The 25,217-nt window shown below is 48.5% G+C and carries 20 protein-coding genes; 14 read left to right on the top strand and 6 right to left on the bottom strand.

Annotated features, from left to right (window positions below; translation table 11 throughout):
- Positions 1-45 precede the first annotated feature (45 nt).
- The 13 genes from FPV09_RS10555 (at position 46) to FPV09_RS10495 (ending at position 16,688) form a co-directional block, all read left to right on the top strand.
- Positions 46-2,847 carry a minichromosome maintenance protein MCM gene (locus FPV09_RS10555; RefSeq protein ID WP_148883374.1) on the top strand — a complete coding sequence of 934 codons (2,802 nt, stop codon included), beginning with the start codon at positions 46-48 and terminating at the stop codon, positions 2,845-2,847.
- 466 nt (positions 2,848-3,313) lie between these two features.
- The gene (locus tag FPV09_RS10550) at positions 3,314-3,760 is read left to right on the top strand and encodes a hypothetical protein (protein WP_148883373.1); all 447 of its coding nucleotides are present in this window, start codon (positions 3,314-3,316) and stop codon (positions 3,758-3,760) included.
- 175 nt (positions 3,761-3,935) lie between these two features.
- Positions 3,936-4,370: a hypothetical protein gene (locus FPV09_RS10545; RefSeq protein ID WP_148883372.1), complete on the top strand. Its 435-nt coding sequence runs from the start codon at positions 3,936-3,938 to the stop codon at positions 4,368-4,370.
- Positions 4,371-4,451: 81 nt separating this feature from the next.
- The gene (locus FPV09_RS10540) at positions 4,452-6,311 is read left to right on the top strand and encodes an HsdM family class I SAM-dependent methyltransferase (RefSeq protein WP_148883371.1); all 1,860 of its coding nucleotides are present in this window, start codon (positions 4,452-4,454) and stop codon (positions 6,309-6,311) included.
- Complete coding sequence (locus FPV09_RS10535) at positions 6,304-7,623, top strand: restriction endonuclease subunit S (protein WP_148883370.1); 1,320 nt, start codon at positions 6,304-6,306, stop codon at positions 7,621-7,623. Before FPV09_RS10540 ends, FPV09_RS10535 begins: the two co-directional genes overlap by 8 nt.
- Before the next feature lie 29 nt (positions 7,624-7,652).
- Positions 7,653-8,801, top strand: a complete 1,149-nt coding sequence (locus FPV09_RS10530) for an AAA family ATPase (protein WP_246112267.1) — start codon at positions 7,653-7,655, stop codon at positions 8,799-8,801.
- Between the two features lie 573 nt (positions 8,802-9,374).
- Entirely contained in the window at positions 9,375-10,316 is a 942-nt protein-coding gene (locus FPV09_RS10525) for a MarR family transcriptional regulator (RefSeq protein ID WP_148883369.1), read from the top strand.
- Complete coding sequence (locus FPV09_RS10520) at positions 10,291-11,049, top strand: hypothetical protein (protein WP_246112266.1); 759 nt, start codon at positions 10,291-10,293, stop codon at positions 11,047-11,049. The genes FPV09_RS10525 and FPV09_RS10520 overlap by 26 nt, the downstream gene beginning before the upstream one ends.
- Entirely contained in the window at positions 11,033-14,359 is a 3,327-nt protein-coding gene (locus FPV09_RS10515; protein ID WP_148883367.1) for a type I restriction endonuclease subunit R, read from the top strand. The genes FPV09_RS10520 and FPV09_RS10515 overlap by 17 nt, the downstream gene beginning before the upstream one ends.
- Entirely contained in the window at positions 14,340-14,657 is a 318-nt protein-coding gene (locus tag FPV09_RS10510; RefSeq protein ID WP_168194764.1) for a M48 metallopeptidase family protein, read from the top strand. The genes FPV09_RS10515 and FPV09_RS10510 overlap by 20 nt, the downstream gene beginning before the upstream one ends.
- Before the next feature lie 9 nt (positions 14,658-14,666).
- Positions 14,667-15,215 (top strand): hypothetical protein, encoded by a 549-nt coding sequence (locus tag FPV09_RS10505; RefSeq protein ID WP_148883365.1) that lies wholly within the window; start codon positions 14,667-14,669, stop codon positions 15,213-15,215.
- Complete coding sequence (locus FPV09_RS10500; protein ID WP_168194763.1) at positions 15,166-16,260, top strand: transglutaminase domain-containing protein; 1,095 nt, start codon at positions 15,166-15,168, stop codon at positions 16,258-16,260. Before FPV09_RS10505 ends, FPV09_RS10500 begins: the two co-directional genes overlap by 50 nt.
- Positions 16,257-16,688 carry an EVE domain-containing protein gene (locus FPV09_RS10495; RefSeq protein WP_148883363.1) on the top strand — a complete coding sequence of 144 codons (432 nt, stop codon included), beginning with the start codon at positions 16,257-16,259 and terminating at the stop codon, positions 16,686-16,688. Before FPV09_RS10500 ends, FPV09_RS10495 begins: the two co-directional genes overlap by 4 nt.
- A 42-nt stretch (positions 16,689-16,730) precedes the next feature.
- Here FPV09_RS10495 and FPV09_RS10490 read toward each other — a convergent pair whose 3' ends face one another.
- Together FPV09_RS10490 and FPV09_RS12195 are read right to left on the bottom strand one after the other, a co-directional pair.
- On the bottom strand, positions 16,731-17,231 hold the full coding sequence (locus FPV09_RS10490; RefSeq protein WP_246112348.1) for a putative toxin-antitoxin system toxin component, PIN family: 501 nt from the start codon (positions 17,229-17,231) through the stop codon (positions 16,731-16,733).
- Positions 17,146-17,550 (bottom strand): hypothetical protein, encoded by a 405-nt coding sequence (locus tag FPV09_RS12195; protein ID WP_246112265.1) that lies wholly within the window; start codon positions 17,548-17,550, stop codon positions 17,146-17,148. The genes FPV09_RS10490 and FPV09_RS12195 overlap by 86 nt, the downstream gene beginning before the upstream one ends.
- A gap of 652 nt (positions 17,551-18,202) precedes the next feature.
- On the opposite strand from FPV09_RS12195, the gene FPV09_RS10485 reads away from it, so the two are divergent.
- Positions 18,203-18,592, top strand: coding sequence for a hypothetical protein (locus tag FPV09_RS10485; protein WP_148883361.1), 390 nt, complete (start codon positions 18,203-18,205; stop codon positions 18,590-18,592).
- 92 nt (positions 18,593-18,684) lie between these two features.
- Here FPV09_RS10485 and FPV09_RS10480 read toward each other — a convergent pair whose 3' ends face one another.
- The 4 genes from FPV09_RS10480 to FPV09_RS10465 form a co-directional block, all read right to left on the bottom strand.
- On the bottom strand, positions 18,685-20,037 hold the full coding sequence (locus tag FPV09_RS10480) for a site-specific integrase (protein WP_148883360.1): 1,353 nt from the start codon (positions 20,035-20,037) through the stop codon (positions 18,685-18,687).
- Between the two features lie 294 nt (positions 20,038-20,331).
- Positions 20,332-21,132, bottom strand: coding sequence for a TrmB family transcriptional regulator (locus tag FPV09_RS10475; RefSeq protein WP_148883359.1), 801 nt, complete (start codon positions 21,130-21,132; stop codon positions 20,332-20,334).
- 103 nt (positions 21,133-21,235) lie between these two features.
- Positions 21,236-22,603: an MFS transporter gene (locus tag FPV09_RS10470; protein ID WP_210411126.1), complete on the bottom strand. Its 1,368-nt coding sequence runs from the start codon at positions 22,601-22,603 to the stop codon at positions 21,236-21,238.
- 6 nt (positions 22,604-22,609) lie between these two features.
- Positions 22,610-25,135, bottom strand: a complete 2,526-nt coding sequence (locus FPV09_RS10465; RefSeq protein ID WP_148883358.1) for a PEP/pyruvate-binding domain-containing protein — start codon at positions 25,133-25,135, stop codon at positions 22,610-22,612.
- Positions 25,136-25,217 lie beyond the last annotated feature (82 nt).

The raw sequence follows: 25,217 nt of genomic DNA, 5'->3' as shown, positions 1-25,217 counted from the left end.
TGTTTTAATTGCTCATACCTAACTCCCTCTTTTCGGGTGGATAATATGGTAATGGAAGTCGAGAATGTCAACATTAAGGACGTCCTTTCAAGGGCTGAAGAGCTGGGCCTGCGTGTTGAAGACCTCTTTGAGAGTTATGAAGAAATTAAAAAGAAGATTGATGAGAAAGGTGCTTTAAACATTGGGAGCTTTAGCTTTCTTGCCCGGAAGGCCGTAAAGGCGGTTTTTGGCGAGGAAGTTGGAGTCATTACCCAGGAGCACCTTGATGTTTTTGCAAAAATTTTGCACAAGCTAAACAAGGAACATATTAGCAGAAATTTTTTAGAAAACAATAATTTTCTGACTTTCTCCCGTGCAGAAAATGAAAATAACGGCACCAGAGAAATTTCTGAAGACTTAGAAAAAAATGGAAAGCTGGAAACTGAATTAGAAAAGAATAGAAAAGAGTTTTACGAGGTTCTTCTCGACGCGATTAAATTGACAATTAACCCTAGCCTGCCCAAGTTTTCAATCGCTGTGGCAGCGCTGTACCTTCTGCCACCTTACATTGAGGGTGGAAAGGAGGCGTTCTTTTCAAGAACTGAGATCCTGAATAAAGCACGAGAAATAAACAGGGAGCTTGACAACAGATATAAGGAGTCATCAATTCAACAAGCAGTTTCAAAAATCATAAATGACGATGCTCTTGTTGATTACAAGAGAAGTGAAAATGGATACAGACTCCTTGACTCGGTTCGGAAGGACATAGCTCACACCTTAGAACGGCTGTGGACAGCTCGATTGGAAAAACAAAAAGTATCTGGGTCAATGGACGTTTCGGATATGACCAAAGACTTCAAGAGATTCTTTTTATCGTATGTTGATAATAACGGGAAGAGAATTTACAGGGAGAAAATCATAAACCTTCTGACAGAAGATAATTCAAGAAGTCTGCCAGTCGATCTTGCCCACGTAAATTCGTTTATGCCCTCCATTGCTGAGAAACTCTTGGAAGAACCCGAAGAAGTCATCTTGGCTGCTGAAGACGCCGTTGCACTTGTACTAAAAGAGGAATTCTTCGAGGACAACCCACCTCACATTCACGCCAGGTTTTACAACCTCCCCAAAACGCTCGAACCACGATTCGTGAGTCCAGAACACATAAACCGCTTCATTCAAGTAAGAGGAGTCGTCACGAGGCTTTCAAGCATTGAGCCGTTCATTTCAAGGGCAGTCTTCATCTGCAAAGACTGTGGAAACGAGATGATTAGAGTACAGCGCGAGTATTCACTAAGGCTTGTACGGCCAAGGAAGTGTGATGCCTGTGGCTCCAAGAACATCGAGCTCGACCCGGAAAAGAGCACCTTCCGGAGGTATCAATCCGTCACAGTCCAGGATCCCCCTGAGAGGCTCAAAGGAGGACAGTTGCCCCGCCAACTCAATGTTATTCTCCTCGACGACCTCTGCGACACCATAACCCCCGGCGACAGGGTCGTCATGACCGGAACCCTTCGGCTCATCGAGGGCGAGGAGGAGAACAGGCCCGTCCGAAAAGTTGTGCTAATCGTGAACCACGTCGAGAAAGAGAACAAGGACGAGGAAGACATCAAGATAACACCGGGGGAGGAACAGAAAATCCTTGAGGAGGTGAAGTCGCCAGATTACACGGAAAAGCTAATCCAGTCATTTGCCCCGACCGTGCACGGATATGAGGACGAGAAGCTTGGCATATTGCTCTCCCTCTTCGGAGGCCATGACGAGTATTCTCCAGCTGGAGAAAGGAAGAGGAAGCGGATTCACGTCCTCCTCATTGGAGACCCGGGAACGGCGAAGTCTCACATGCTCGACTTCACGGCCAGAATTGCGCCGAGGGCTGTTAGGGCCTCTGGAAAGGGGGCAAGCGGTGTCGGACTGATGGCCGCCGCCAAAAAGGACAACATCACCGGGCGTTGGACCGTTGATGCCGGAACCCTCGTGTTGGCAGACAACGGCTTCGCGATTATTGACGAGCTGGACAAGATGAGTAAGGAGGACAGGAACAGCCTTCACGAACCCATGGAGCAGGGCAGTGTTTACTTCGCCAAGGCAGGCCTCAATATGGTCCTCAACGCGAGGGCAACGGTCATTGCCGCGGCAAATCCGAAGTTCGGCAAGATTAACAGGAACAAGACGATTCCCGAGCAGATTGACCTCCCGCCGTCGCTGATGAGCAGGTTTGACTTGATATTCACCTTCATAAACACGGTTGATAAGGAGAAGGACCAGCTGGTGGCTGAAGCGATTCTGAAGAGGTGGTATGAGGGCGAGCGTGTTAGGCCTCCTTACTCGCCAGAGTTCATGAGGAAGTTGATTGTTTACGCCCGGAAGAAGATTAAGGCGCTGAAGCTTGACCCTCAGTTGAAGGGGGAGATTCAGAAATATTATGCGGAGTTGCGGAAGCGGTTGAAGAACAGGGAGGGCTTTTCGGTGACGCCGAGACAGCTGGAGGCGGTTTTGAGGCTCGCTGAGGCTCACGCAAGAATGCATCTTCGCGATACGGTGACGAAGGAGGACTTTGAGGTGGCCGTGAAGTTGCTGGAGTATTCCCTCCAAAGAGCGGCGATTGATGAAGAGGGAGATATTGACGTCTCGATACTTGAGGTTGGACAGTCTTCGAGGAGGTTGAAGTTGAAGCAGAAGGTTTTAGAGGCCATTGAGAAGCTTGAGGATTCCAGCGACTGGGGGGCGCCAAAGGAAGACGTTATTGAGGGGGTTCAGCAGTTGGGCTTTAAGCGGGTTGAGATTGAGGAGATGCTCAGCGAGCTTATGGAGTCCGAGGAGGTTTACCAGCCGAGGGGCGGATATTACAAGATATTATCACAGGACTAAAAGCAGGTTAAAACATTACGACACTGTTTACTTTCAGTGTGTGAGGGTTCTCTTGCCCTTTCTCCACTTTTTCTCTTTTCAACACACGATAACCCGTCAGTGAGGGTTTTTCGTGATTTGCTTCGTGCCGGCTTCGTTGGATGCATGTTCAAAGCATCGTTTTCAGAAATACTGTCCCAAAAGCAGTTCTGGCATGAGGAGAGTATTTTTATGAGAACGCTCTGAGTCGCGCCACTCATGAGACTTTTTAATCCAAATCCCAAAAACGCATAAAAAATGGGGTTTTCGAGGCCGTTTTACGAAAGTATTTCAATCATCATGTACAAAATAAGCCATTGGAAAAATGGCAATCGGTGATTATCTGCAAGAATTTTTGAAAACGTCATTTATATGCCCCAAGATGCAAAAGTGGTAACCATCGAAAGCTTCAATTGCCGTTCTGGCACTCACAACTGGGTGTTAAGTCATGACGCAATGGCAGGTAAATCCCCGAATATTGGCCACGCCCAAGGTGAATAAAGTCGTTAGGTATCTTACCGTGCTCGAAGATGCCGAGGAATGGAAGCAACGTTTGGCCGAAAACGGAGGGGCCTGCTCAAGATGCTCACGACCCTGCCAAAGAGATGAACTGTGCATAAAGGCCCTCTCGGAGATCTTTAAAATTCACCCTGGCATGGCATCAAGAGAGCTAAGGCAGGTTGCTGAATATTTGAACGACGAAATAAGCGATTTCTTTTTTAATGACGAAGAGGAGAACAAGGCCATTATAATACGCCGCTCCCGAACCGAGGACCCGGGCATCCCCAGAGTGTTTGCTCGTTCGGCTTTTGGAATTGATGAAATCGCCCTTATCTTGGCCAGTGTGGAGGAGAAAAGGCTCCTGAAGAAACACAGAGTGGCGACACGAGGATAACTAACAATCACGGCTCGAATTTGGATATTTGATATTCTTCTTGCCTTTTTGAGCGCTCGTACAAATATGAGGATGTCCAGCGAGAAACTGAGGTGTCAAGCAGTTACTTGACACTCTTTGCCACAATTCACATCATTACAAAGTGATAAAAAGCCCGGCATCCATACACACAATCATGAGACCAGTCGCCAAGAAAAGACTCCCCCAGGAACTAGTAACACAAGAACTCGTTCAGAACCTTCTGAAGGTATCCCTGAGGAATCCTTACTTGAAGCGTCCACACCTCATGATAAAGGACGAGAAAACGACATTCATGGTGAACAGGAGTTGGCATGTCCTTGAGAATGTCGCCAAATCACTTCCAGCCCACGAGGAGGTTGAATTACACGAATACTGGGTTGAACCAGAAGAACCATTGGAACTGAAGTCAGTCGCTTATGAGAACATGGACATTGAAGGCAATGAAGCTCGTAAGCTGAACAACCAAGAATTGCGGAGACTCTTCGAAAAGACAATCGTGTCTCCGGGTGCCCTTATTCTGATAATTTTTGACAGCTCAAAGCTTAAACTTTTCATTCCAATTAACGATGAACTCGAATGGAACCAATAATAAATAAGCTAAAGTATTTTAACTTATCAATTAAGTTCAATCGAAACCACAAAGTTTTTAAGTTAAATTGCTTAAGATATCATGGTGATTTCCATGGCAAGGTCAAAATCCGGACCTAAGAATGGCGCCGACGAGTGGGCGATTCTCGAAGAACTCCAGCCCTGGGTCGTGAAAAGGTATTTCTTGATAAAGGATGCATTCAAGGACAGAGAGTTCACACAGGAAGACGTTGAGAGGCTCTTCGAGGAGAAGCGGAAAGAACTCCTTGAAAAAGGTGTTAAAGAGCCGGAGTTCACGACCAAAAACGTGGGCGAAGTCCTCTCAATCCTAAGGAAGACCGGCCTGATAACGGCCAGAAAAGACATTTATGACTTCAGGAGGACTTATTACCGTCTGAAGTTCCCTGCCGAGAGCAAAGTCACCCGCGACAGGCTCATCTCACTCCTAAAAGCTGCCGCTGACCAGATAAGGGGTGGCCTTGATTACAAAGCTTTACTCGTGTTCCTGTTTTACAAAGCCATAAGCGACAGGTGGATGAAAAGGGCCCAGGACCTTATGAAAGAAGGCAAGCCCAAGGTCCAGGCTTACATCATCACAAACAAGAGGTATTACAAGCTCTTCGACGAGGAAACCGGAAAGCTTTACACTTGGCATGAGGTCGTGAAGAGCAGGGAGAGCATCAAAGAGCTGGCAAATGCGCTCATAAAGATATCGGAGATGAACCCTGAGCTTAGTGACCTCAAGAAGCTCGTTGAAGTTCTCGGGCTGATCGGCTTCATCAAGGAGGACAACCTCCACACACTTGAGGAAATTATGAAGATATTCAACCGCGTTGATTTCGCCGAGTTCAACAGCGACATACTTGGAGACGCATACGAGTGGATTCTCTCATACTTCGCCCCCCAGAAGGCCAAGGAGGGCGAGGTTTACACGCCGAGGGAGGTAATAAGGCTCCTCGTCGAGTTGCTCGACATCGAGGATGAGAGTGACGTCCTCGACCCGGCCAGCGGTTCCGGCGGAATGCTCATCGAGGCTTACCGCTACGTGAGGGAGAAGGTCAAAAAGAAAAACCCCGAAGAAGAACCAGCGGTTATGCTCTACGGCCAGGAGCTCAACGAGACCACCGCGGCACTCTCAAAGCTCAACCTCATCCTCCACGGAATCCAGGAGTTCAAGATATTTGAAGGCGCCAACAGCCTTACCAATCCGCGGTGGGAGGAGGAACTGAAGAGGAACGGAGTCGAAGACGGCAAGGTTGATTACGTTATTGCAAACCCGCCCTGGAACCAGGACGGTTACGATGAGGCAAGGCTAAGCGACAGGAGGATAAAGCACATCTACAAGTACGGATACACCACGAAGCAGTCCGCAGACTGGGCTTGGGTTCAGCTGATGCTTTACTCCTCAAGGAGAAAGGTGGGAATTGTTCTGGACAGCGGGGCCCTCTTCAGGGGCGGGGCTGAGAAGGCGATACGGCAGGGCATCGTCGAGGACGACCTCATCGAGGCGGTAATCCTTCTTCCGGAGAAGCTCTTTTACAACACCGGCGCTCCTGGAATAATAATGGTCCTCAACCACAACAAGCCCGAGGAGAGGAAGGGGAAGGTACTCTTCATCAACGCCTCGAAGGAGTTCAGGAAGCACCCTGAGGTGAGGAAACTCAACCAGCTCGGCGAGGAGCACATAAAGAAAATCGTCGATGCTTACAGAGATTTCAAGGAGATTGAGGGCTTTTCGAGGATTGTGGGCTTGGAGGAGATAAGGAAGAACGACTACAACCTGAACGTCAGCCTCTACGTCTTTCCCGAGGAGGAGCGTGAGCAAATTGATCTAAAGAAGGAGTTCGAGGAGTTCAGGGAAATCGAGAAGAGGGAGAATGAACTCGTCGAGAAGGCGAAGGCTTACATCGAGGGCATAATAAGGGTGATGGGCGATGAGTGAGGCCCCTTTTACCTTTTACCGCGAGACCAACCTCAAGGAGGTCGAGCTGAACGGGCGGAAGGTCGAGATTCCGAAGGAGTGGGAGGTTGTTAAGGTTGATAACATTATCACAGAGGCCAAGCCTGGCTTTGCAAGTGGAAAACGAGACGAGAACGGTATAATTCAGCTCAGAATGAACAACATAACAACAGACGGGCGAGTCGTACTTGACCAATATCTGAAAGTTCCAATACCCAAGAACAAGAACATTAACGATTATCTCCTGAAGCCAGGTGATGTGTTGTTCAACAATACTAACAGCGTTGATTTACTGGGTAAGAGTGCCGTCTTTAGAGGAGAATGCGAGTTTTGCACATACAGCAATCATATAACCCGTCTCCGCGTTAAAGAAGGTGTTACAATACCCGAGTGGCTCGTTTACAACTTCATCAGACTTTGGCAAATGCAGTATTTTAAGCAAATCGCCATAAGGCATGTGGGACAGGCGGGAATACGAAAAACAGATCTTCTGAACATCAAGCTTCCCCTCCCGCCCCTCGAAGAGCAGAAGAAAATCGCCGAGGTTTTGAGGACAATTGACGAGGCAATCCAGGCCGTTGATGAGAGCATCGCCAAGATGGAGAGGCTCAAGAGGGAGACCATGGAGAGGCTTTTGACGAGGGGCATAAACCACACCCGCTTTAAAACCGTCGAGCTGAACGGCAGGAAGGTCGAGATTCCGGAGGAGTGGGAGGTCGTTGAGCTTGGAGAAATTGGAAAGCTCCAGTATGGATATACTGCATCAGCAATGGAAGAGGACACTGGAGTTAAGTTCCTCCGCATTACTGATATCGCCGAATCCGGAAGAATCCTTTGGGAGAGGGTTCCATATTGTGAAATCTCTCCAGAGGATTACAAGAAATATAAACTTCAGAGAGGAGACATTGTATTTGCGAGGATTGGGGCAACCGCAGGGAAGGCAGGATTTGTCGATAAAGATGTTGATGGTGTTTTTGCTTCGTATCTCATACGACTCAGGATAACCAGAGACACAGCCGATCCACTCTTCGTGTTTTATTTCACACAATCCCCGTTGTATTGGGATACGGCCCTGAGGATAAGAGACGCTCAACTTAAGAAGGGGATAAACTCAACAATGCTATCCGGAATCCAAATCCCCCTCCCGCCCCTCCCCGAGCAAAAGCAAATCGCCGAAATTCTCAGAACAATTGACGAGGCCATCGAGGCCAAGAGGGCAAAGAGGGAGAAGCTCGAACGCATGAAGAAGGCCGTGATGGAGAAGCTCCTCACGGGGGAGATAAGGGTCCGCTGAACATTTCCTTTTTTCGCATATGGGTTTTCTTGTGGGGGCAAAGTTTATCAAGGAACCCCCCCGAAGTACTTCGGGGGGTATCAATGCCAAGATCCAAGAGAAGGACACCACTCTTCTTTGACCAGAGGCCTAGAACACTGCCCGAGCAACTGTTCGGAAGGGAAGAAGAGGTGGAAAAGCTCTTCCGCGCGCTGGAGGCTGGAAGCTGGGTGGCCGTTCTCGGCCCGAGGATGGTCGGAAAAACGAGCTTGGCTTTGGCCGGGGCCAACGAGTTTGCTCGGAAAAAAGATTACAATGTCGTGCTGGTTGACCTACGCGACACAGAAACTTTCAGGGAGGCAACGGAGAAGATACTAAGCAGACTTCCAAGGTCCGTTCTCAATTCAATTTCCGAGTACATTTCGCGCATTTCCGAGGTCTCCGCCACAAAGGGAGGTTTAGGCCTAACGGTGAAGCTTAAGAAAAGCGCTCCTGCCAGAAGAGCCCTGTCCGATGCACTGTTTAGGGTTCGTGACACTATCCTGATCCTCGACGAGGTGCAGGGGATACAGCAGGGTGTCCCTCATTTCCTTAAGGCTCTCGGTGCGGTCTTCAATGAGAACCCTTCACTTCAGATAATCTTCACCGGGTCGTATTCTGGAGTTGTTAGAAGGCTTTTCGAGGCAACTTACAGCGATGAGAGTTATGGAAGACCGCCCATAAGTATAATGCTCTCTCCCTGGAAGGAGCCCGTTGCTGAGGACTTTCTGAGGACGGGTTTCGAGAAGCTCGGAGTGCCGTATGAGGAGTGGGAAATAAGGGACGCGATTAGGAATCTTGGAACGCTTCCTGGGTGGCTCAACCTTTATGGAGTTAAGCGTTACGTTGAGAGGAACCATGAGAGGGCCCTTAAAATGGCCGTACGCGATGCCGTAAAGGAGGCAAAATCCGAGCTTGAGAATATTCTCAGGGGAAGGAGTCCGAAGGCCAGGGAAGTTGTCAGGCTCCTTGCTTTTGGGGCATCTTGGAGTGACTTAATAAAAACTGGAATTTCTGAGGATGCCCTCAGCAGACTTCTGGGGATTTTAACGGAAGAGCTTTTCATTCTCAGCAAGGATGAAATGGGAATTTATTATTTCGCGGACCCTGTTTACCGGAAGGCTGCCATGAATATCTCTCTCGTGGTTGGGAGTGAGTGATGTTGATTCAGAGAAACTTACTTAAGTTACATTTTTCTTTTTCAAGCCTCGCCCTTTAGGGCGGGGATGCAGTAATCAACCCAATAGCCATTAAACAGTTGAAACCCTTAAAAATATCTTCCCGGTTAATAAGGGTCTTGAAGAGGCCACCGTAAGATAGCCCTTTGAAAAGGGGTTTCACGTTACCACTCCGCCTTGGAGTGGTTGACGCTGTTAAGCGTCCTTTCAAAGACTGCCCTCGGGCAGTCAAAAACTCTGAAGGGTGGCCTCTAAAGCAATAACCCCAATCCGCTCTGCGGTAGGGGTAACGGGCCGGAGGCCCGGCCCGCGGGCTGAGCCGAAACCGGCGACGGGAGTAGGTGATGGGCCCGCAAACCGAACCGCCAATTGGCGAGGGGTTAACTCGCTGGAACCCTCAGCCAAGGCGGGGAGGAGGTCAGAGTTAGGTCAGACGGCTAGTCCCAACTGGCGACCACCGTCTTCATCCCGCTCCAATTTTTTCAATTTATGTTATCAGTTTTTCGTGTCTCAAAAACCCAAACGTTTTTATAAAATCGTTCGGAAGTTTGAGACATGACACTCACGAAGGCCGAGCTTAAAACCCTCCTTGCAATTGAAGAACCAATCAAAATGATCAAGTTAGCCAGTAAGCTCGGCCTCTCAAAGGGCACGCTCTCCGCTCTCCTGCACTCGCTCGAAAAGAAAGGCCTCGTCGAGCTTGAGGGAAAGAAGCCGATGGTCGTTAGGCCAGCGAACAACAAGGTAACCCAGCTCCTCCGGAGAATCGCCATCGATTTTCCCCACGTTAATCCTGAAGTCCTCACTGGCAGTAACCTTAAGGTAATATCCGCCCTCGATGTGAAGCCCCAGCCCCTCTGGGTCATTCAGCTGAAGGCCAACGTGAGTAAAGCCACGCTCTACAGGGTTCTCAATGAGCTCATGGAGAGGCTCATCGTGGGGAAAAAAGAGGAGGGTTACTTCGTAAGCGAGCGTTTTGCCCTTTTCAAGGTCTTCGCCGACGAGTACTTTTACCTGCAGAACTCGATTAAAGTGAGGGGGTTCGACCCAAACGCTTCGCTCGTCTGGAGTGGTGTTGAAGAGCTCATACTCGCAACTGGAACCTTCAAAGGCAAAAGCCTCGGCGATTTTCAGCTCACCGGTTTATCCCGCTTCTCTGACTTTGGGCTTCCTCTAATCTCATCAGGGGTTTATCATTATTACTGGCCGGCCAGAGAGCTTAGCCTCGAAGAGGTCGTTGTGCACGCGTTGAGGCTTGGCAGGGATGCGAGGGAACTGCTTTACACCATCGTCCTCCTCAAGGGGAAAGGCTTCAATGAGGGAAAACTTAAACGGCTCGCGGCCAAGTTTGGCATCTCCAATACCGTTGATGATCTGCTCGAATACCTTAAGGGCATGAATAAGCCGTATCCCTTCCCGTCGAGGGAAGAGGTTGAGGAGCTCTGCCGTCAGTATTTCGGAGGTTGTGACTATGATAACGAGGGAAAGGCTGATTGAGGAGTTCGCCCTGCTCGATGAGAAGGCTCGGCTCATGGGCTCGGAAGTGATCCGCCTTTACCTCATCGGCGGTGGGAACCTCGCCCTGAGAGGCATCAAGCCGGCAACCGCTGATGTTGATGTCGTCCTTGAGGATTACAGAACATTGAGGGCTTTTGAAGCAGTTCTTACAAATCCTTCTTCCGAGCTGAGAACGAGCGGCGGAATCCTGGTTTACCTTAAGGTCTTCGGGCACGAGTATGAGAAAAAGCTCGGTGCTGACGCTGTTTATCAGAAGATTGACCCAGAGATGAACAATTTTAACCTCGATGTCTTCGTGAAGCGTGTTATGAGAGGTATTCAGCTAACGGAAGGGATGAAGGAAAGGGCAATTATTCCGGAGGAGTTCAAAGACCTGGAGAAGCTTAAAATTCATCTCGTTTCCCTTGAGGACATATTCTTGTTCAAGGGGGTTACATCACTCGGCCGTTCAAAGGATATCGATGACATCTTACAGCTCCTTGAGGCGGGAATTGATTTTGATGTGGTTCTCGATGAGGTTAAGGTTCAGAAAGAAGCCATCGAGCCCGAGAGGTTTGAACGGCTTGCTGACATTCTCCTGGAGAAGATGATAAGCATTCAAAAAATCCTTGAGGAGAGGGGCTTGAGGAGTTCGGGTCTGGATAAGTTTATTAATTCCCTTGAGGAGTTGTTATCTGAGTTAGAGGTGAGTGGGTATGGCCCTGATACCTGAGTCTGCTGTTCACCAGGAGATTAAGGAGAACCTTCTCCGGATTGGGTGGGATGATGGTAACAAGAAGTTTGGGATTGAGGAGCACAAGATGGTCTCTGAGCACAGCGGGCTTGAGGGTTCGCTCGGTGGCTTCCTTCTCTGGAACGTTCTTGAGGAGAAGATACGCGAGCTTAACAGGGCGTTCTTTACCAACCTGACCGAGGATGAAGAGGAAAAGGTCTGGGAGGAGATAAGGAGCAAGCTCGAATCCTCAAGCGAGGTTGAGATGCTAGAATACATTAAATACGGTGTCCCCCTTACATCCCTCGGAAGACATGACAGGGTTATCCTCATTGATTACGACAATCCAGCTAACAACCTCTTTTTCTTCCTCCACGAAGCAAAGTTTCCCGGTTTTCCCGAGAACATCAAGCCCGATTTTAGTCTTTTCATCAACGGGGTTCCCATCGTCATCATCGAGGCCAAAGCTAAAGGCATCATCGAGCTTGAAGACCTTGACTGGCGGAGATGGTCGAAGGTTCACGGCACGGAGGAAGAGGCCCTAACTCAGATACGGAAGTATGAACGGTATTCAAAACCCCTCTTCTGCTTCGTCCAGTTTGGAGTGGCTTACGGGGACAAGCAGCTTTACACTCCCACAATGCCCAAGGAGAACGTTGAAAGCGCCCCTGCCTTCGAGTGGAGGTATCCCAACGAGGAGAAACCTGACATTTTCGACCTTCTCACTCCTGAGAGACTCCTCGACGTGCTGAGGTATTACACCTTTTTCTTCAAGAAGAACGAGAAGGGTGCGAGGAGGATTAAGGTCATTGCCAGGTGGAACCAGTACAGGGCGACGAGGAGGATTATCGAAAGAATTGAGGAGTACCTCTCTCAGGAGAGCGAGAAGAAGAACGGCCTTGTCTGGCAGTGGCAGGGGAGTGGGAAGACGTTCATAATGTTCTTCGTGGCAAATTGGTTCCTCAACAAGTACAAGGGGCGGAACCCCGTTGTGTTCTTCGTCGTTGACAGGACCGACCTCAAAGACCAGCATTCCGGCGTTTTCGAGGCGGTCGAAGACAGGGAGTTCAGGGAGCACTTCGATAAAATAAGGAACATATCTGAGCTGAGGAAACGCATTGAGGAAATGATGAAGAGCGAGGAAACTGGAAGGGTTATTCCGACTGGTCTGTACATAACGACGGTTCAGAAGTTCCAGTATGGGAAGTTCAAGGATCTTGTGAGGGTGAAGAAAGTCCAGAAGGAAGAGACGTTCGAGGCTGAAAAGGCCGTTAAAAAGCCTGAGGTCCTCTTCCTTATTGACGAAGCACATCGCACGCAGTACGGCAGGCTTGCCGCAGTGATGAGGGCACTCTTTCCAAAAGCCATGTTCTTCGGCTTTACCGGAACGCCGATCTTCAAGAGGGGCAGGAACACCTTCCAGGAGTTCGCTTATCCCAAAGACGGAGAATACTTCCTCGACGTTTACTTCATAAGTGACTCCATTAGGGACGGCTTCACCCTTGACATAACCCACGAGGTCGTCGAGGAAAAGGGCGTTTCAATTGCCCTTGACGAGAACAAACTCAAGGCATTTATCGAGGCTTACCAGCTCAACGACCCTGAAGAAGTCGAAGCATTTCTCATGGGAAGGAGAAAGAGCCTAAAGATGAGTTCGAAAGAGCTCGCAGAGGAGCTCAGGAAGTCAAGGGTCTTCCTTGAGAGTCCAAAGGAAATTGAGCGCTTCGCCGAGTACATTGCCAAGAGGATTTATGATGACACCATGGGCTTCCAGTTCAAGGCAATGGTCGTGGCAGTGAACAGGGAGGCCTGCGTGCACTTCAAGAGAGCTTTAGACAAGGCCTTTAAGGAGCACTTTTGCTCCAAGGTTAAAGAGCTTGAAAGAGAGAGCAAGGTTGAGATCGCGGAACACTTCAGAGAACTCTGTGCCAATGCTGAAAGGCTTTCCGAGGTGGTAATGACTTATCAGCACAACGAGAAGAGCGAGGTAATCGAGGAATTCAAGAAGTGGCTCAAAACCAGAAGGGAGTTCCAGAAGAAGGATTATGATGGCATCAACAGTCTCATTGTTGAGTGGTTTCAGGAGAGGGATTACCCAAAGGTTCTGATCGTCACGGACATGCTCCTCACGGGGTTTGATGAGCCCAAGCTGAGGGTTATGTATCTTTACAAGCCGATATTTGAGCACAGGCTCCTTCAGGCAGTCACGAGAGTGAATCGGCCATATCCAAACAAAGAGACCGGACTCGTTGTTGATGGCGTTGGCTTGTTACCTGCGGTAATCAGGGTGAAGAGCATTTACGAAATGTTGGCGAAGCAAGACCCCAAAGTGCTTGAGGACTTCCAGAGAAACTTTGCAAAGAGTATTGAGGAAAAAGTGAAGGAGTTTGAGGACAAACTTTCCAGTGTTAAGGAAAAGCTTTCAGCGATTGGAATCGAGACTGACATTGTTAAGGCATTCAGAAAGCAAGGAAGATGGAAGGAACTCGAAGTTGAGATGGACAGAATCAGGAACATTCTCGCCCCGGTTGCTCTGGACTTCAAAGGAAACGAGCCGAGAGCGGTGAGGCTCTTCAACGACCTCCGTGAAGTCGTTTCAATGTACCGCTCCCTGGGTGCACACCCGGCGAGGCTCGCGTACATGGACGATATGATGGCGGTTGGTGCGATTTACTCGACCTTTGTCAGGCTAATCGGCTTCACCGGAAAGAAGAACAGGTTCTGGGACGACCTCCTTCGCTTTGTCCACGAGCACATGGAAGTCGGGCCGATGAGGGAGCTTCTCAAAGTACGGCTGGGTGAGCTCTCCGGCAGAGAGGCATCCTTTGAGATTGTTGCGCGCTTTTACAAGCTGTATTACCAGGCCGAAGACAATGCCCATGATCCTGTGTATAAGGCGATTCTTGAGAGGCTTAACCGTCTCCTTGAGGAGTGGCTCAACAGGAACTTGGACCTTAAGGCACTCAAAAAGCAGGTAAAGTTCCTCGAAGAGCAGGCAGAGGAGTATGAAAAGAAGAAAGCCGGAAGAACGTGGCAGGAGTCTCTCGTTGAGTCGGTTAAGTTTTATGCTGTGAATTATATGGGACTTGATAACGTTGAGCTCAGGAGATTCAAGCGTGAACTCAGGTGGCTCAGGAAGTTGAATCCGAGAACAATTAAGAGACTCACCAGTGCTCTCTTTGAGGACATTATGGAAGCCGTCACTGTTGATGATCTTGAGGAATATCATGAACTTTCAAGGGAAATTGACAGGCTTGTGGAAGAGTCCATCGTTCCAGAGGTGCGCCGGCATGTTAGAGGAGCTGCTTGAACGGGCCAAGGAACTCTTAGAGTGCCGGAGACCAGTAAAAGTTAAGGTCAGACCTCTGAAGACTTCCGTTGCCAGGATTTCCTTCAAGTACGGCACGATTACCCTTGACCCTTCAGTCCTTGAGCTGGAAGAGGAAGAGATACTTTACGTGCTCGTCCATGAGCTTGCACACTTGAAGGCGGAGACAACGTATCATTCCTCTGCCTTTTGGAAGGAGATGGAAAGAGCATTTCCAGAGGGGAAAGCCAAAGAATTAGAAGACAGGGTGATGATGAAGCTTCACGGGAAAATGGTATGAGGTGATGGGATGGAGAAGAGGATGATATCCCTGACGTTTTTGATTTTGCTCCTTTCTGTGTCTTTTGTTCTGGCTGGGGATCCGCAAACTCCTCCGCAGCAGAGTTTTCAGGCATTAAACAATGAGATTGCAGAGTGTGAAGCGAATTTATCCCTCCTCCAGCAGCAGTTACAGGAACTGAATCAGACCTTAGAAAACGTTACCCGAGAGCGGGATTATTACAGGACTCTTTACGAGAACATGACCGTAAACGTCACAAACTTGGAGCTTATTCAGATAAAGCAGAATATAACGATCCTCAATCAGCAGATACAGCAGTTGAACGTCTCGATTTCAACGCTTGAGCGCAAGACTGAAAACATTCTTCTCAAAATGTGGCATCTGGAGCTTGGATTTGGGGCACTTGTTAGTGTGACCCTTATTGAGACCTTCGTTAAGGTTGCAAACGAATACAAGAAGAGGAAAGAGAAGAAAGATGAAAAGCCAAAAGCGAGCCAGAGTGGAGAAAATGTCGCTAAGAAAGAAAACAAAAACGAGGGGGACCGTAAAGAGGAGTAAATTCCTCAGGAGCACACTTGCCAGGGCGCTTATCCTTAGTCTCCTTATCGTTATTGGAGTGAGTTTAGTCCTTTTCGTAATCCCTAAGGCTTACGTGGCTGTTAGAGGCGAGGAAATTACACGGCAAGTTCTGAGCCAGTTCGAAACAGGGGCAGATAATACAAACCAGATGGCGATGGGAATTTACAGATGGGAGCAGGATAATTTCCTCTCTCCTTATTCAATTAACCTGGAAGATCTGACTTTCTTTGAACAAGTTCTTGCAGGTTGGGGATTTTATGAGAACAAAGATGGGGAAATACATCTTTTCCGCCCAGGATTTGGCCATTATTCAGTCCCACCTCAATGGGTACTCCACTCAAAGCTTGCAAACTGTAAAGAGTATGCGGAAGTCTTTGTTTACCTTCTGAATCAAGCGGGGTTTAGGGCGAGGGTTGTGAGAGCACCTGGAGAGGACCACACTTGGGCCGAGTATTACGTTGGAGGTTACAAGATAATCTTCGACCCAAGCAATTCCGTAAATCCGGTTATTGTAAATCCCAAGGGCTTTGGGAAAAAGAGGCATTTTTCATATGTTGAGGCTTATGATCTCAATAATCCCAACCTGCGGGAGGATGTCTCAGATGAGTACATCGAGAGGGGTATCCTCGTTGTTAAAGTCGTCAAGGATAACAGACCCGTTTCAAGTGCAACGGTTGAAGTTCTAAGTACGTATCTGATCGAAAGGTATCCTGAGAGATACAAAAAGCCGAGACCAGTTATATCCAATAAGACACACAAAGATGGACTCGTTCAGTTCAAGCTTGGGCCCAACAATTACACTCTCATTGCCAAAAAGTGCTCTCTCCTCGTATGCTGGAAGGGTGAAACCTCTGGAAACGTTAGTGTGGGTGCAACGACTCATGTACTTATTGAGCTTCATATTGATTACCTGAATACCGGGCTGAGATTTGCTTCTGTGCTTGGTGTGCTGGGTGCGGTCTTGGTTAAGTTCCGCAAAAGATATTGGGATAAACCCCTAAGTGAAAGTGGTGACTCAAGATGAGGTACTGGCTGTGCATCACCAACCGCGACAACTGGGAGGTTGTGAAAAAGAAGAACGTCTGGGGCGTGGCGAAAAGGCATAAAAACACCATTGCCAAGGTTAAACCGGGTGACAGGCTCGTCTTTTACGTGAAGCAGGAGCGGAGGGACAAGGAAATTTTGGAGCCAAAGGTTGTGGGTATCTTTGAGGTCATTAGCGAGCCTTACACGGACTCAACAAGGATTTTCAAGAGTCCTCCGCACCTCAACGAGACTTATCCGCTCAGGGTCAAGATCAAGCCCGTAAAGCTCGGTGAGCTTGAGTTCAAGCCTCTCATCCCAAGGCTGAAGTTCATCACGAACAAGAAGAAGTGGAGCGGGCACTTGATGGGCAAGGCGATGAGGGAAATTCCCGAGGAAGATTATAAGCTGATTGAGAATTCTCTCTAATGGGTCAGCGGGGAATATATTAGAAAAGAATCCCCATGAGCGTTAAATTTTTCCTTTCTCTTGGAGTTCCTCTAAGAACTCTCTCGGGGTTAGTATCTTAAGCCTGCAGACTTCGTTTCCATCCTCATCTTCAATGATGACTTCCTTGGTTTCGGGATTTCTCAGTGAAAGGAGATCATTCCAATCTTGGGTTATTACATACTCAACACCTGCGTCACAAGCGACTGACAGTACTTCATTATCCTCATAATCACCGCTGGCCTCAACCCAGACTTTTGGATCGATTATCACGGACTTCTTTCGGTATGCTTCCATAATTGCGTACGGCTTGTATCTTAGCAGTTCGCCGGTTTCGCCGTAAGATTTGTTGGCGAGATACCGTTGAATGCGCCAACTGCTCAACTTAGCCACAAGGCGTTCCAGCATCTGACTTGATGTAAAGTTTACAAGTCTGCCCTCAATCAGCAGTTGCATTATTCTCGCTGGTGCTGCGGTTGGTCCTCCTAACGCGGAGGATACGACGACGTTCAGGTCGATTACCACCAGAACTAAGCTTGGCTTTGACCTCTCGCTCGACATCAGCCAACACCTCTCTAACCTCGTCCTCGCTGGGAGGTGATTCTGGCCCTAAGGCCATCATCTTTAGCAGGTTATCATCGGATATCGGGAGATTTATTGAGGCGAGTTCAAAGAGAGTTTTTTGAATTGCATAATTTATGAAGTCGGTCCTGCTTGAGAACACTCCAAGCTCGACCAGGGCTTCGATTTGCTCGTATGCGAACTCTGGAATTCTGACACTAATTAACTTGGTCTTGGGGCGGTTTTTATTGGTCTTCTGAGTTATCTTGATGGGATATGCCATACTAATCACCCTCCAAAAGGTGTTCCCCTTTCAATTCTCGGCGGGTCTTATTTAACCCAAGCTTTTGTATTACGTTTGTGATACACAACTTAAAAATATTTTGGTCAAATTACTGTCAATTCCCTCTTGGATTGTGGGCGTTATTGTCTTTGCTGACAATCTGGTGTAAGGCAAATGCCTTACACCGGCATCTCCAGGAGTACATTTCTGTACACTCACTTAAAAAAGAGGCTTTCAGAGGTTCCATTCACTCCAACGTCGTGTCGCAAACCGCCGGGCGTGGTCGCCCAAGAATTATGGGAAAGCGCATTATCGAACCCTCCATGAGACTTCTTATTTTTACATTGTTTTTAGGCCAATCTGAGCTGTTTCGTGCCTTCTTCTCTGGGTGTGATTTAGTGAATGTACAAGTTTATGCGTTGCATTTTTTGCAACTCGCGTTTAAATGCAAGAATTAATGAAAATGAGTGGGTGAAAAGAAGCCCTCTCATGCCTTCTTTTGCACTTCACGAGTTGCAAAAAATGGAACTCGGAGGCTTCCGAGTTATCAAATTTGCTAACTCGGCCAAATGCAATTTTCTTAATGACTCCACCTGATGGTCGGGAGTTAATTTTAATTGCCCGTACCCCCGCTGGGTGAGCGGTGGTAGGGATGGAGGATGTAACGGCCGTGCTGTACGGAATCTTCAACGAAATTAGGGCCATGAACTTAGAAGAGGTCAATAAAAAGGTGGCTGTGACTTTAGTTGGGTCTTTAGGCGAGCTTGGAGTGCCGAAGGAGTTCTGGCGGGAGGTTTACTCCCTGCTGATTGGGACTTATGAAGACCGTGAGGCTCTCCTTGATGCTGGGGGTCTCTTCAATCACGTCCTCGATGACTTTGTGGAGAGGGGGTTGGTCGATGCGAAGAGTGCTCTCAAGCTGCGTGTATTCGTTGATTACTTCGAGGACGTGTTGTTTCCGAGAAGGCGGGACTGTGTGAGGGCGCCTTCCGTCATTGCCCTTGAGGCGTTCTTCATCCTCGCTTACGGCGAGGCGGACTAATGCCCTTTTATCATTTTTTTATATCCAAAAGGCCCCACGTGGTCAAGAATAAAGAAATGCTAAAGCCATGAAGGTTAACAAAGTTGGAATGCTCAATACGAGGTCACTTTGCTTTTCTGTGTGGCCGCTTGTGTTTCAGAGGATTTTCCGTAAAGCTTTGATGCAACTTCTGGGCTTAAGACATGACCGAACTCGGGCATGAGCCTGTCAATGAGCCCATCAAAGAGCATGTTCGTGAATCTCTTGTATCTGGCGACGTAACGGGGGTCTTCTGTGGTCGAGATGTAATGCATGAAATCCACCCCTTCAGCACGTCCAAGGAGGTAATTCTTGTATCTTCGCATGTTGTCGAGTCCGTAAAGCCCCTTCCCGAAAAGGGAGCTCCCCACACCCTTGTCTGCGAGCTCGAACATTCTGGCCTGAAGGTAACTGTCAACGTATTTTCTGATTTGGCGCAATCCGATGATTGGCTTTTGCGGTGGATACTTCTGGAGCCATTTGTTGTTCTGGTACAGGGTCTCAAGCTTTTCTTTACTTCTGAATGCTTTTGCTGGGGTGTAATAATTGTAAAACAGTTTGTCAATCTCGTAATATCCGAAGAGGGGTTTCGTGGGATCCGGCAGGTATTTTCTTCGGTATGCCTTGAGTTCCTCAATGAGGACAGGGTGGATGAACACTGGTGTGAAGCTTTTTGTGGCGTCTTCTTTCAGCTTTTTGCGGTGGAAATATATGATGCCCCTGTTGAGGTCAATTTGATTTATGGTTTCGCCGTCAACGATGACTTGGAATTGGAGGTCGTTAATTTCTGAGCCTCGCGCTCCTGTTAAGAGGGCAATTATCGTTGCCAGCCTGAGGTTTTCAACTGTGCGGGTTTTCTTTGTGTGGATTAGTATTTCGAGCCATTTTAGGGCGTCTTTTACTCTTTCGTCACTTATGACTTTGTTTCTCTCGTTGAGCTGGTATTCTTTTAGCTGGCGGCCTTTTGTCTGGAACGTGGATTTTGAAAGCTGTGATACGTAAAACTCGGGGTTAAAAACTTCGAGCCCGATTGTTCTGGAAAGAAGAATGTTGTATTTGCTGAGCAAAATGTGCTCCAACGCCTTTTTCGTTGAGTAAAGGTATGTACGCAAAGTGTGGACTGCAGGTCTTCTCTCGTGAATGAATATTGTAAAGGCATTGTAAATGTCCTTTGTCGTGATTTTTATCTCGTTCGTGCCGGGTTCGATGCCTTTGGTTTTGATTAGGTATTCGAGGAACACGTTGACGGCGGTGGATCTGTTCTGGAACTTTCCGACTGTCATTTGGCCTTCGTTTCTCATTCTTACAAGTTCCTCCTTGTACTCGTCGAAGTCGCTCAGTTTGAGTATCACGGATCCATTGTCGGTGGTTATTGCGGCTGTTTGTGCTGGGGGAGTATAAAATACCTTCCTTCTCACTGTCCCCACCAGCAATATATATGTATTTTTGGCTTTTTAAGCATAACGTTTTCACATGCAATTAACCGATGATTGCATGTATTTTATTTTTAATGGTTGAGAATGCATGCAAAAGCTCATTTACTCGCATAAATATTAAGAAAATGCATGTAATATGACTGTCAGTAATGGCACTCTTCATCGGTTGGCAACGGAAACCACTCCACAGCACCATTCATCATCCGCCTACTTTGACCTCTTTTCGAGGCCCCAAGGAATACCAACCTTAGCATTCAAAGACTTTTTGGTTGTCCCCGCTTTTAGTTATTGTTGTGATTTGTCAGTCAGGTGAAGGAGAATCATTCTCTGAAACGTCGGTATGAACGGGAGCCTGACTATCAAACCTTTTAGTATATCTCCCTCTCTGTAGACCATAATAGACTCCCTCCCGTCCCGGATAAAGATACCCTCCACTTTATACGACGCATCACTGGTGAATAGTGCCTTTGTGAGCAATTTGTAATCCTCATCCTTCTCGTCCATAGCTTCTTCGAGGGATATAAAAACCAAGTCCCCCAGCTGGCTCAAGGTTTCGATGTAACGTTTGTTCCGCCTGGGCCTGGGTAGGACTATTTTTGTATCCAGTCCTTTACGCTTTGCAATTTCGAACGCTTTCTTGAACTTAAACCCTAATTTCCAGTCAACAAGTGCTGAGATGAACTCCTCCTCCGCCCTCTCTGCTAAATCCTCAACGTTACGTTTTATGTTCCACTCGCCCTGTAAATACCAGATTGGAAACCATTCTTGTCTCTGTTCCTTTTGATAACTCTTCAGCTTGATTATGACATCTTCTGCCGATTTAATGTACATATCCCTAAGCGAGGCAACCACTTTTTCAGGATCAGTAGCCTTAAAGTAGGTAGGGCTCCCCTCGCTTATATCCACAAAACCCTTCTTATGAAGCTCTTTTAAGACATCGTAAACCTTTGGCCTCGGAACTTCACTTTCCTTAGCTATCTCACTCGCTTTCGACGGCCCAAGGATTACTAAAGCGGCATAGACCTTCGCCTCGTACTCCTTGAGACCAAGAAGCTTAAGCTTCTCAATAATCTCCCCCTCAATCACCGTAATCACACACCCCTAATTCCTGTACCTCCCCAGCTAAATATATATCTTTGCTTGAGCCGCTGGCGTTTGCATAAGCAAAAAATAAACGCAGAGAGTTCTTTTAATCCTTCAGAACTTCTTCTGCAAAAAATATCGGGATGAGCACTACCAGAAACATCGCAATGACTATTGAGAAATTCACATAGTATGCTGTGGGCGAGGGTGCAGTACCAATACGGTATATCGTGAGAATCACTCCGCCCACTGGGGGAGCTATGGAGGAGCCTATGTTTCTAAAAGTGGTAAAAAGGCCCGTTGTTAATCCCAGCCTCTCCCTGGGAGCGGAGAACGTTAACAGGTTAATTAGGGACACGTTCAGGAGAGCCATTCCCATAGAGCCCACACTCATAAATCCTAACACATACGTAACTCCATCGTAGAGGTGGAGAACGGCCAGCGAGTAGCCCAACACCGCCGTTGAGATTCCAAAAACGGAGAGGGTTTTTGCCCCTACCCGGAGTATAACGCGACCTGCTATAGGAGCGGTTATCAGATATGTCAAAACAAGGGGTGTCATATAAAGGCCGGCCTTAAATACGGGAAGCCCGTATCCATAGGGTTCAGGCATCTGCAGCAAATACGTCAGAGTCAGCGAGTTTATCTGAAATGCAAATGCCACGACAAAAGTCGCAAAGACAGCGGCCTTAACATTCCTGTTAAAGATATCGCGAGGGATGAAAGGATGCTCAATTTTGGCCTCATGGAAAAGAAACGCAAAAAGGGAAACGGCGGAGAACATTATCAGAAAGATAACCTTTCCAGATGTCCATCCCCACTGAGGACCTTTTGATAAGGCTATCAAAAAGGACACCAGAAAGATTGCGAAAAGAGCTATTCCCGCCAAGTCTATCCTCTTATCATGCTGAATGAACTTGCTTTCCCGCACGTATAGAGCGATTAACGCAACCAGCAGAATAGCAAAAGGAGCAACCGTGTGGAAAGTGGCCCTCCATCCGTAGTTTTGCGCAATCAACGCCCCTACCGGAAACGCAATGATAATGCCCACTCCATTCATGGCGGAGATGAGCCCTTGAGCCATAGGTGCAAGCCGCCGGGGGAACTGCTCCCGGACTAGAGAGTAAGCTAGTGGCAGCATAGCCATGCCCACACCTTGTACGGCCCTTGAGAGAAGCAACGCTCTAAAGGTAGGGGCGTATCCATTGAGTATCAGGGCAAGGGTGTAAAGAGAAAGGGCTGTTAAGAGGAGCTTCTTTTTCCCGTACATATCTCCCAGAGTCCCAAAGACCAGCGCACAAATTGTCCCGGTGATTAAATAGGCCGTGAGGATCCACGACACATCGGCCTGCGTTATGTTGAATTCCTGCTGGATATAAGGTAAGCTTGGTATTAACATTGCCTCGGTGTAAAGAACAAGGAGGGATGCAAGGCTAAAGGAGAGGGGTGACTCTCCAGGCGTACTTGGTATCATAGTCCGTCATTTGCTCACCTCCTCTCGCTCGGTCTCAACGGAGAAGACCAACCCCCTGTTGCCGTCGACCCGGATGTACTGCCCGTCCTTGAGCACTTTCGTTGCTACCCCTGCTCCCATAACTGCAGGAATGCCGTACTCGCGTGCAACAATTGCGGCGTGGGACAACGGCCCGCCAGTATCAACCACCACCGCTACCGCCAGCCGGAAGAGGGGTGTCCAGGCTGGAGTTGTGTAAGGTGCCACCAGCACATCTCCAGGCCGGAGCTTGTGGAACTCCGAGCTGTCTCTGATTATACGGGCATAACCTTCTGCCACTCCCGGACTGCCGGGTATGCCGACCAGCAGAGCCCTCTGTGCATCCTCAGAGGTATCTTGGACGTACAATAGCCGCGGGTCTATGAAGGGCTTGTCCTTTAGGCTCGCCCATTTTTCCTTCCTCCGAGACACGAGAGCACGGAGTTCCTCTGCAGTATCTTCTGAAAGTGGCCACTTCTTTATCTGCTCTATTTCGCTTAGCTTTAGGTAGAAGATGTCCTGAGGAACCTCCAGTACTCCGGCTTCTACTAGGCGTTTGCCCATTGTCAATAGAGCGCGTCTTAGTATCGGTATTGGCATCATAGCGTAAAAGCGCCCGTCCTCGCGGAGCCTGTGGAGCTGGCGCGCTTCTTCAAGAACGCTCAGGAAGGTGGAGCGGAAAGGCCTTAAACGCAGCAGTGGATGGGTCAGTACCTGATCGAGGGCCTCTCTAAATCTCGCACACGAGCTATGTTTCACCTCCGAGGTGGCGAGACTTGCGACTATTCCAAGCACGACTTCCGGCTCCTCCTTCCACGTTCCATGGGAAATCAACGCCGAGCCCCTGGCTTCACGATGCCCGTATTTTTCGAGGAATGCCTCGAATTCAGATAGGAACTCTTGACCTGCTGGCGTTTTTTCAAGAACGGAAATCAGCTGTTTCGGCTCATATTTACGGAAGAGCTCCATGAGTTCAGGGTTTTTCCTTACCATCTCTGCGAGCTTCTCCAGTTCAGCATTTGCCTCGGTAACTTTTGTGTTGATACATGTAAAGAGGAGGGTTGAGAGCAGGTGCCTGCGCCTAAGCGTCCGCAGTGAGAGGGATATTATCCCGGCAGATATCAAGGCTCTGGGGAGGTAACGCTTACGTATTTCACCCGCTAATGACGGTATTGAGAGCGCCTCGTGCACCGTATCAAGAAGCTCCTCCCACGTGCTTCCTTCCGGATCGCGCTTTTTCAACGAATCAACGCGGGCTTGAATCTCGGAGAGGAGCGGGTCGGATTCCCATTTTGCTGAGTCGTACCGTAAAGCCAGCCATATCAGCCGGAAGGGTGCCAGCAACACTCCCCATGAGGGACGTATGGAGAAGTCAGGGCGAACTTTTACAGCTATACCGTCTTCCTCCACGAAGATCTGTTCCAAAGCAGGCACTTTGATGCCGAAATAACGCGCAATCTTGCCTACTGCATTGGAGAAAATGGTCTCAATCCACACCATGTCCAGCGGATAGGGCCTCTCCGGGATTATCTCTGCTAGAGTCCTTATGAGCATACTGTTAAGTTTACCCACTCTTGGCATGGGCTCGGGGAGTGTAGTAATGGGACGTGCTTGGAGGATGAATATTTCCCCGTTGGCCAATGCCCACTCGATGTCCTGCGGCCTGCCAAAATAGCTCTGGATTTTAACGCCGAGGTCTGCAAGCTTTTTTAAAATATCGTCCGACACAACCGGTTGAGTGACATTCGATGTTTTGATCTCTTCAACTCCCCCATCGGCCTTGGGCTTAACAACAACTTCTCTCCGACCAAGACGCCTCTCTACAATGCGCCAGCCAAAACTGGTTTTGCGAAGGACGTAGTGATCCGGTGTCACCAAACCAGATACAACAGCTTCGCCGAGTCCAACGTTCACGCCTATAACCACTTCGTCCCGTGCCCCAGTGATGGGGTTGGCCGTGAACATAACGCCCGAAGCCTCAGCCGGCACCATACGTTGAACTATAACGGCCATTTTTGCCATTCTGTGGTCTATTCCCATCTTCTCACGGTAGGCTATTGCACGGTCATCCCATAGAGAAACCCAGCACCGGCGTACGGCCTCTACAACGGCATCGACACCGACTACGTTAAGAAAAGTCTCATGCTGTCCAGCAAACGCAGCATGAGGCATGTCTTCAGCCGTTGCAGTCGAGCGCACGGCAACGGACCCGGATCCCATAGTTTGGTAAGCAGCACGAATAGCTTGCGCCACCTCTTCAGGTATTGGGGCGCTTAGGAATGCTTTTCTAATGGCCTCACCATCAACGGGTCTCTCTTTCAGGGCGCGCTCAATGACCTCGTCCAGATGGTTTCTTGAGACAAAGAGATCATAGGCAAGAGTCGTTACAACGAAACCAGGTGGAACTGGAAAACCTGAAGCCAACAGCTCGCCAAGGACGGCAGCCTTGCCGCCTACAAGAGGGATATCTTTTCTGTTAAGTTCTTGTAGGTTTAAAACATGACGCTTGTTCATACAGCACCCCCATGAGAACGTGAAAAAAGTCTGAGATATAAAATTTATGTAACTAGGGTAGTTACAGTTTTTGATTTTTAAC

The organism is Thermococcus aciditolerans (genome assembly GCF_008152015.1).
GTDB lineage: Archaea > Methanobacteriota_B > Thermococci > Thermococcales > Thermococcaceae > Thermococcus > Thermococcus celericrescens.
This window is presented reverse-complemented; position numbering and strand designations above follow the sequence as displayed.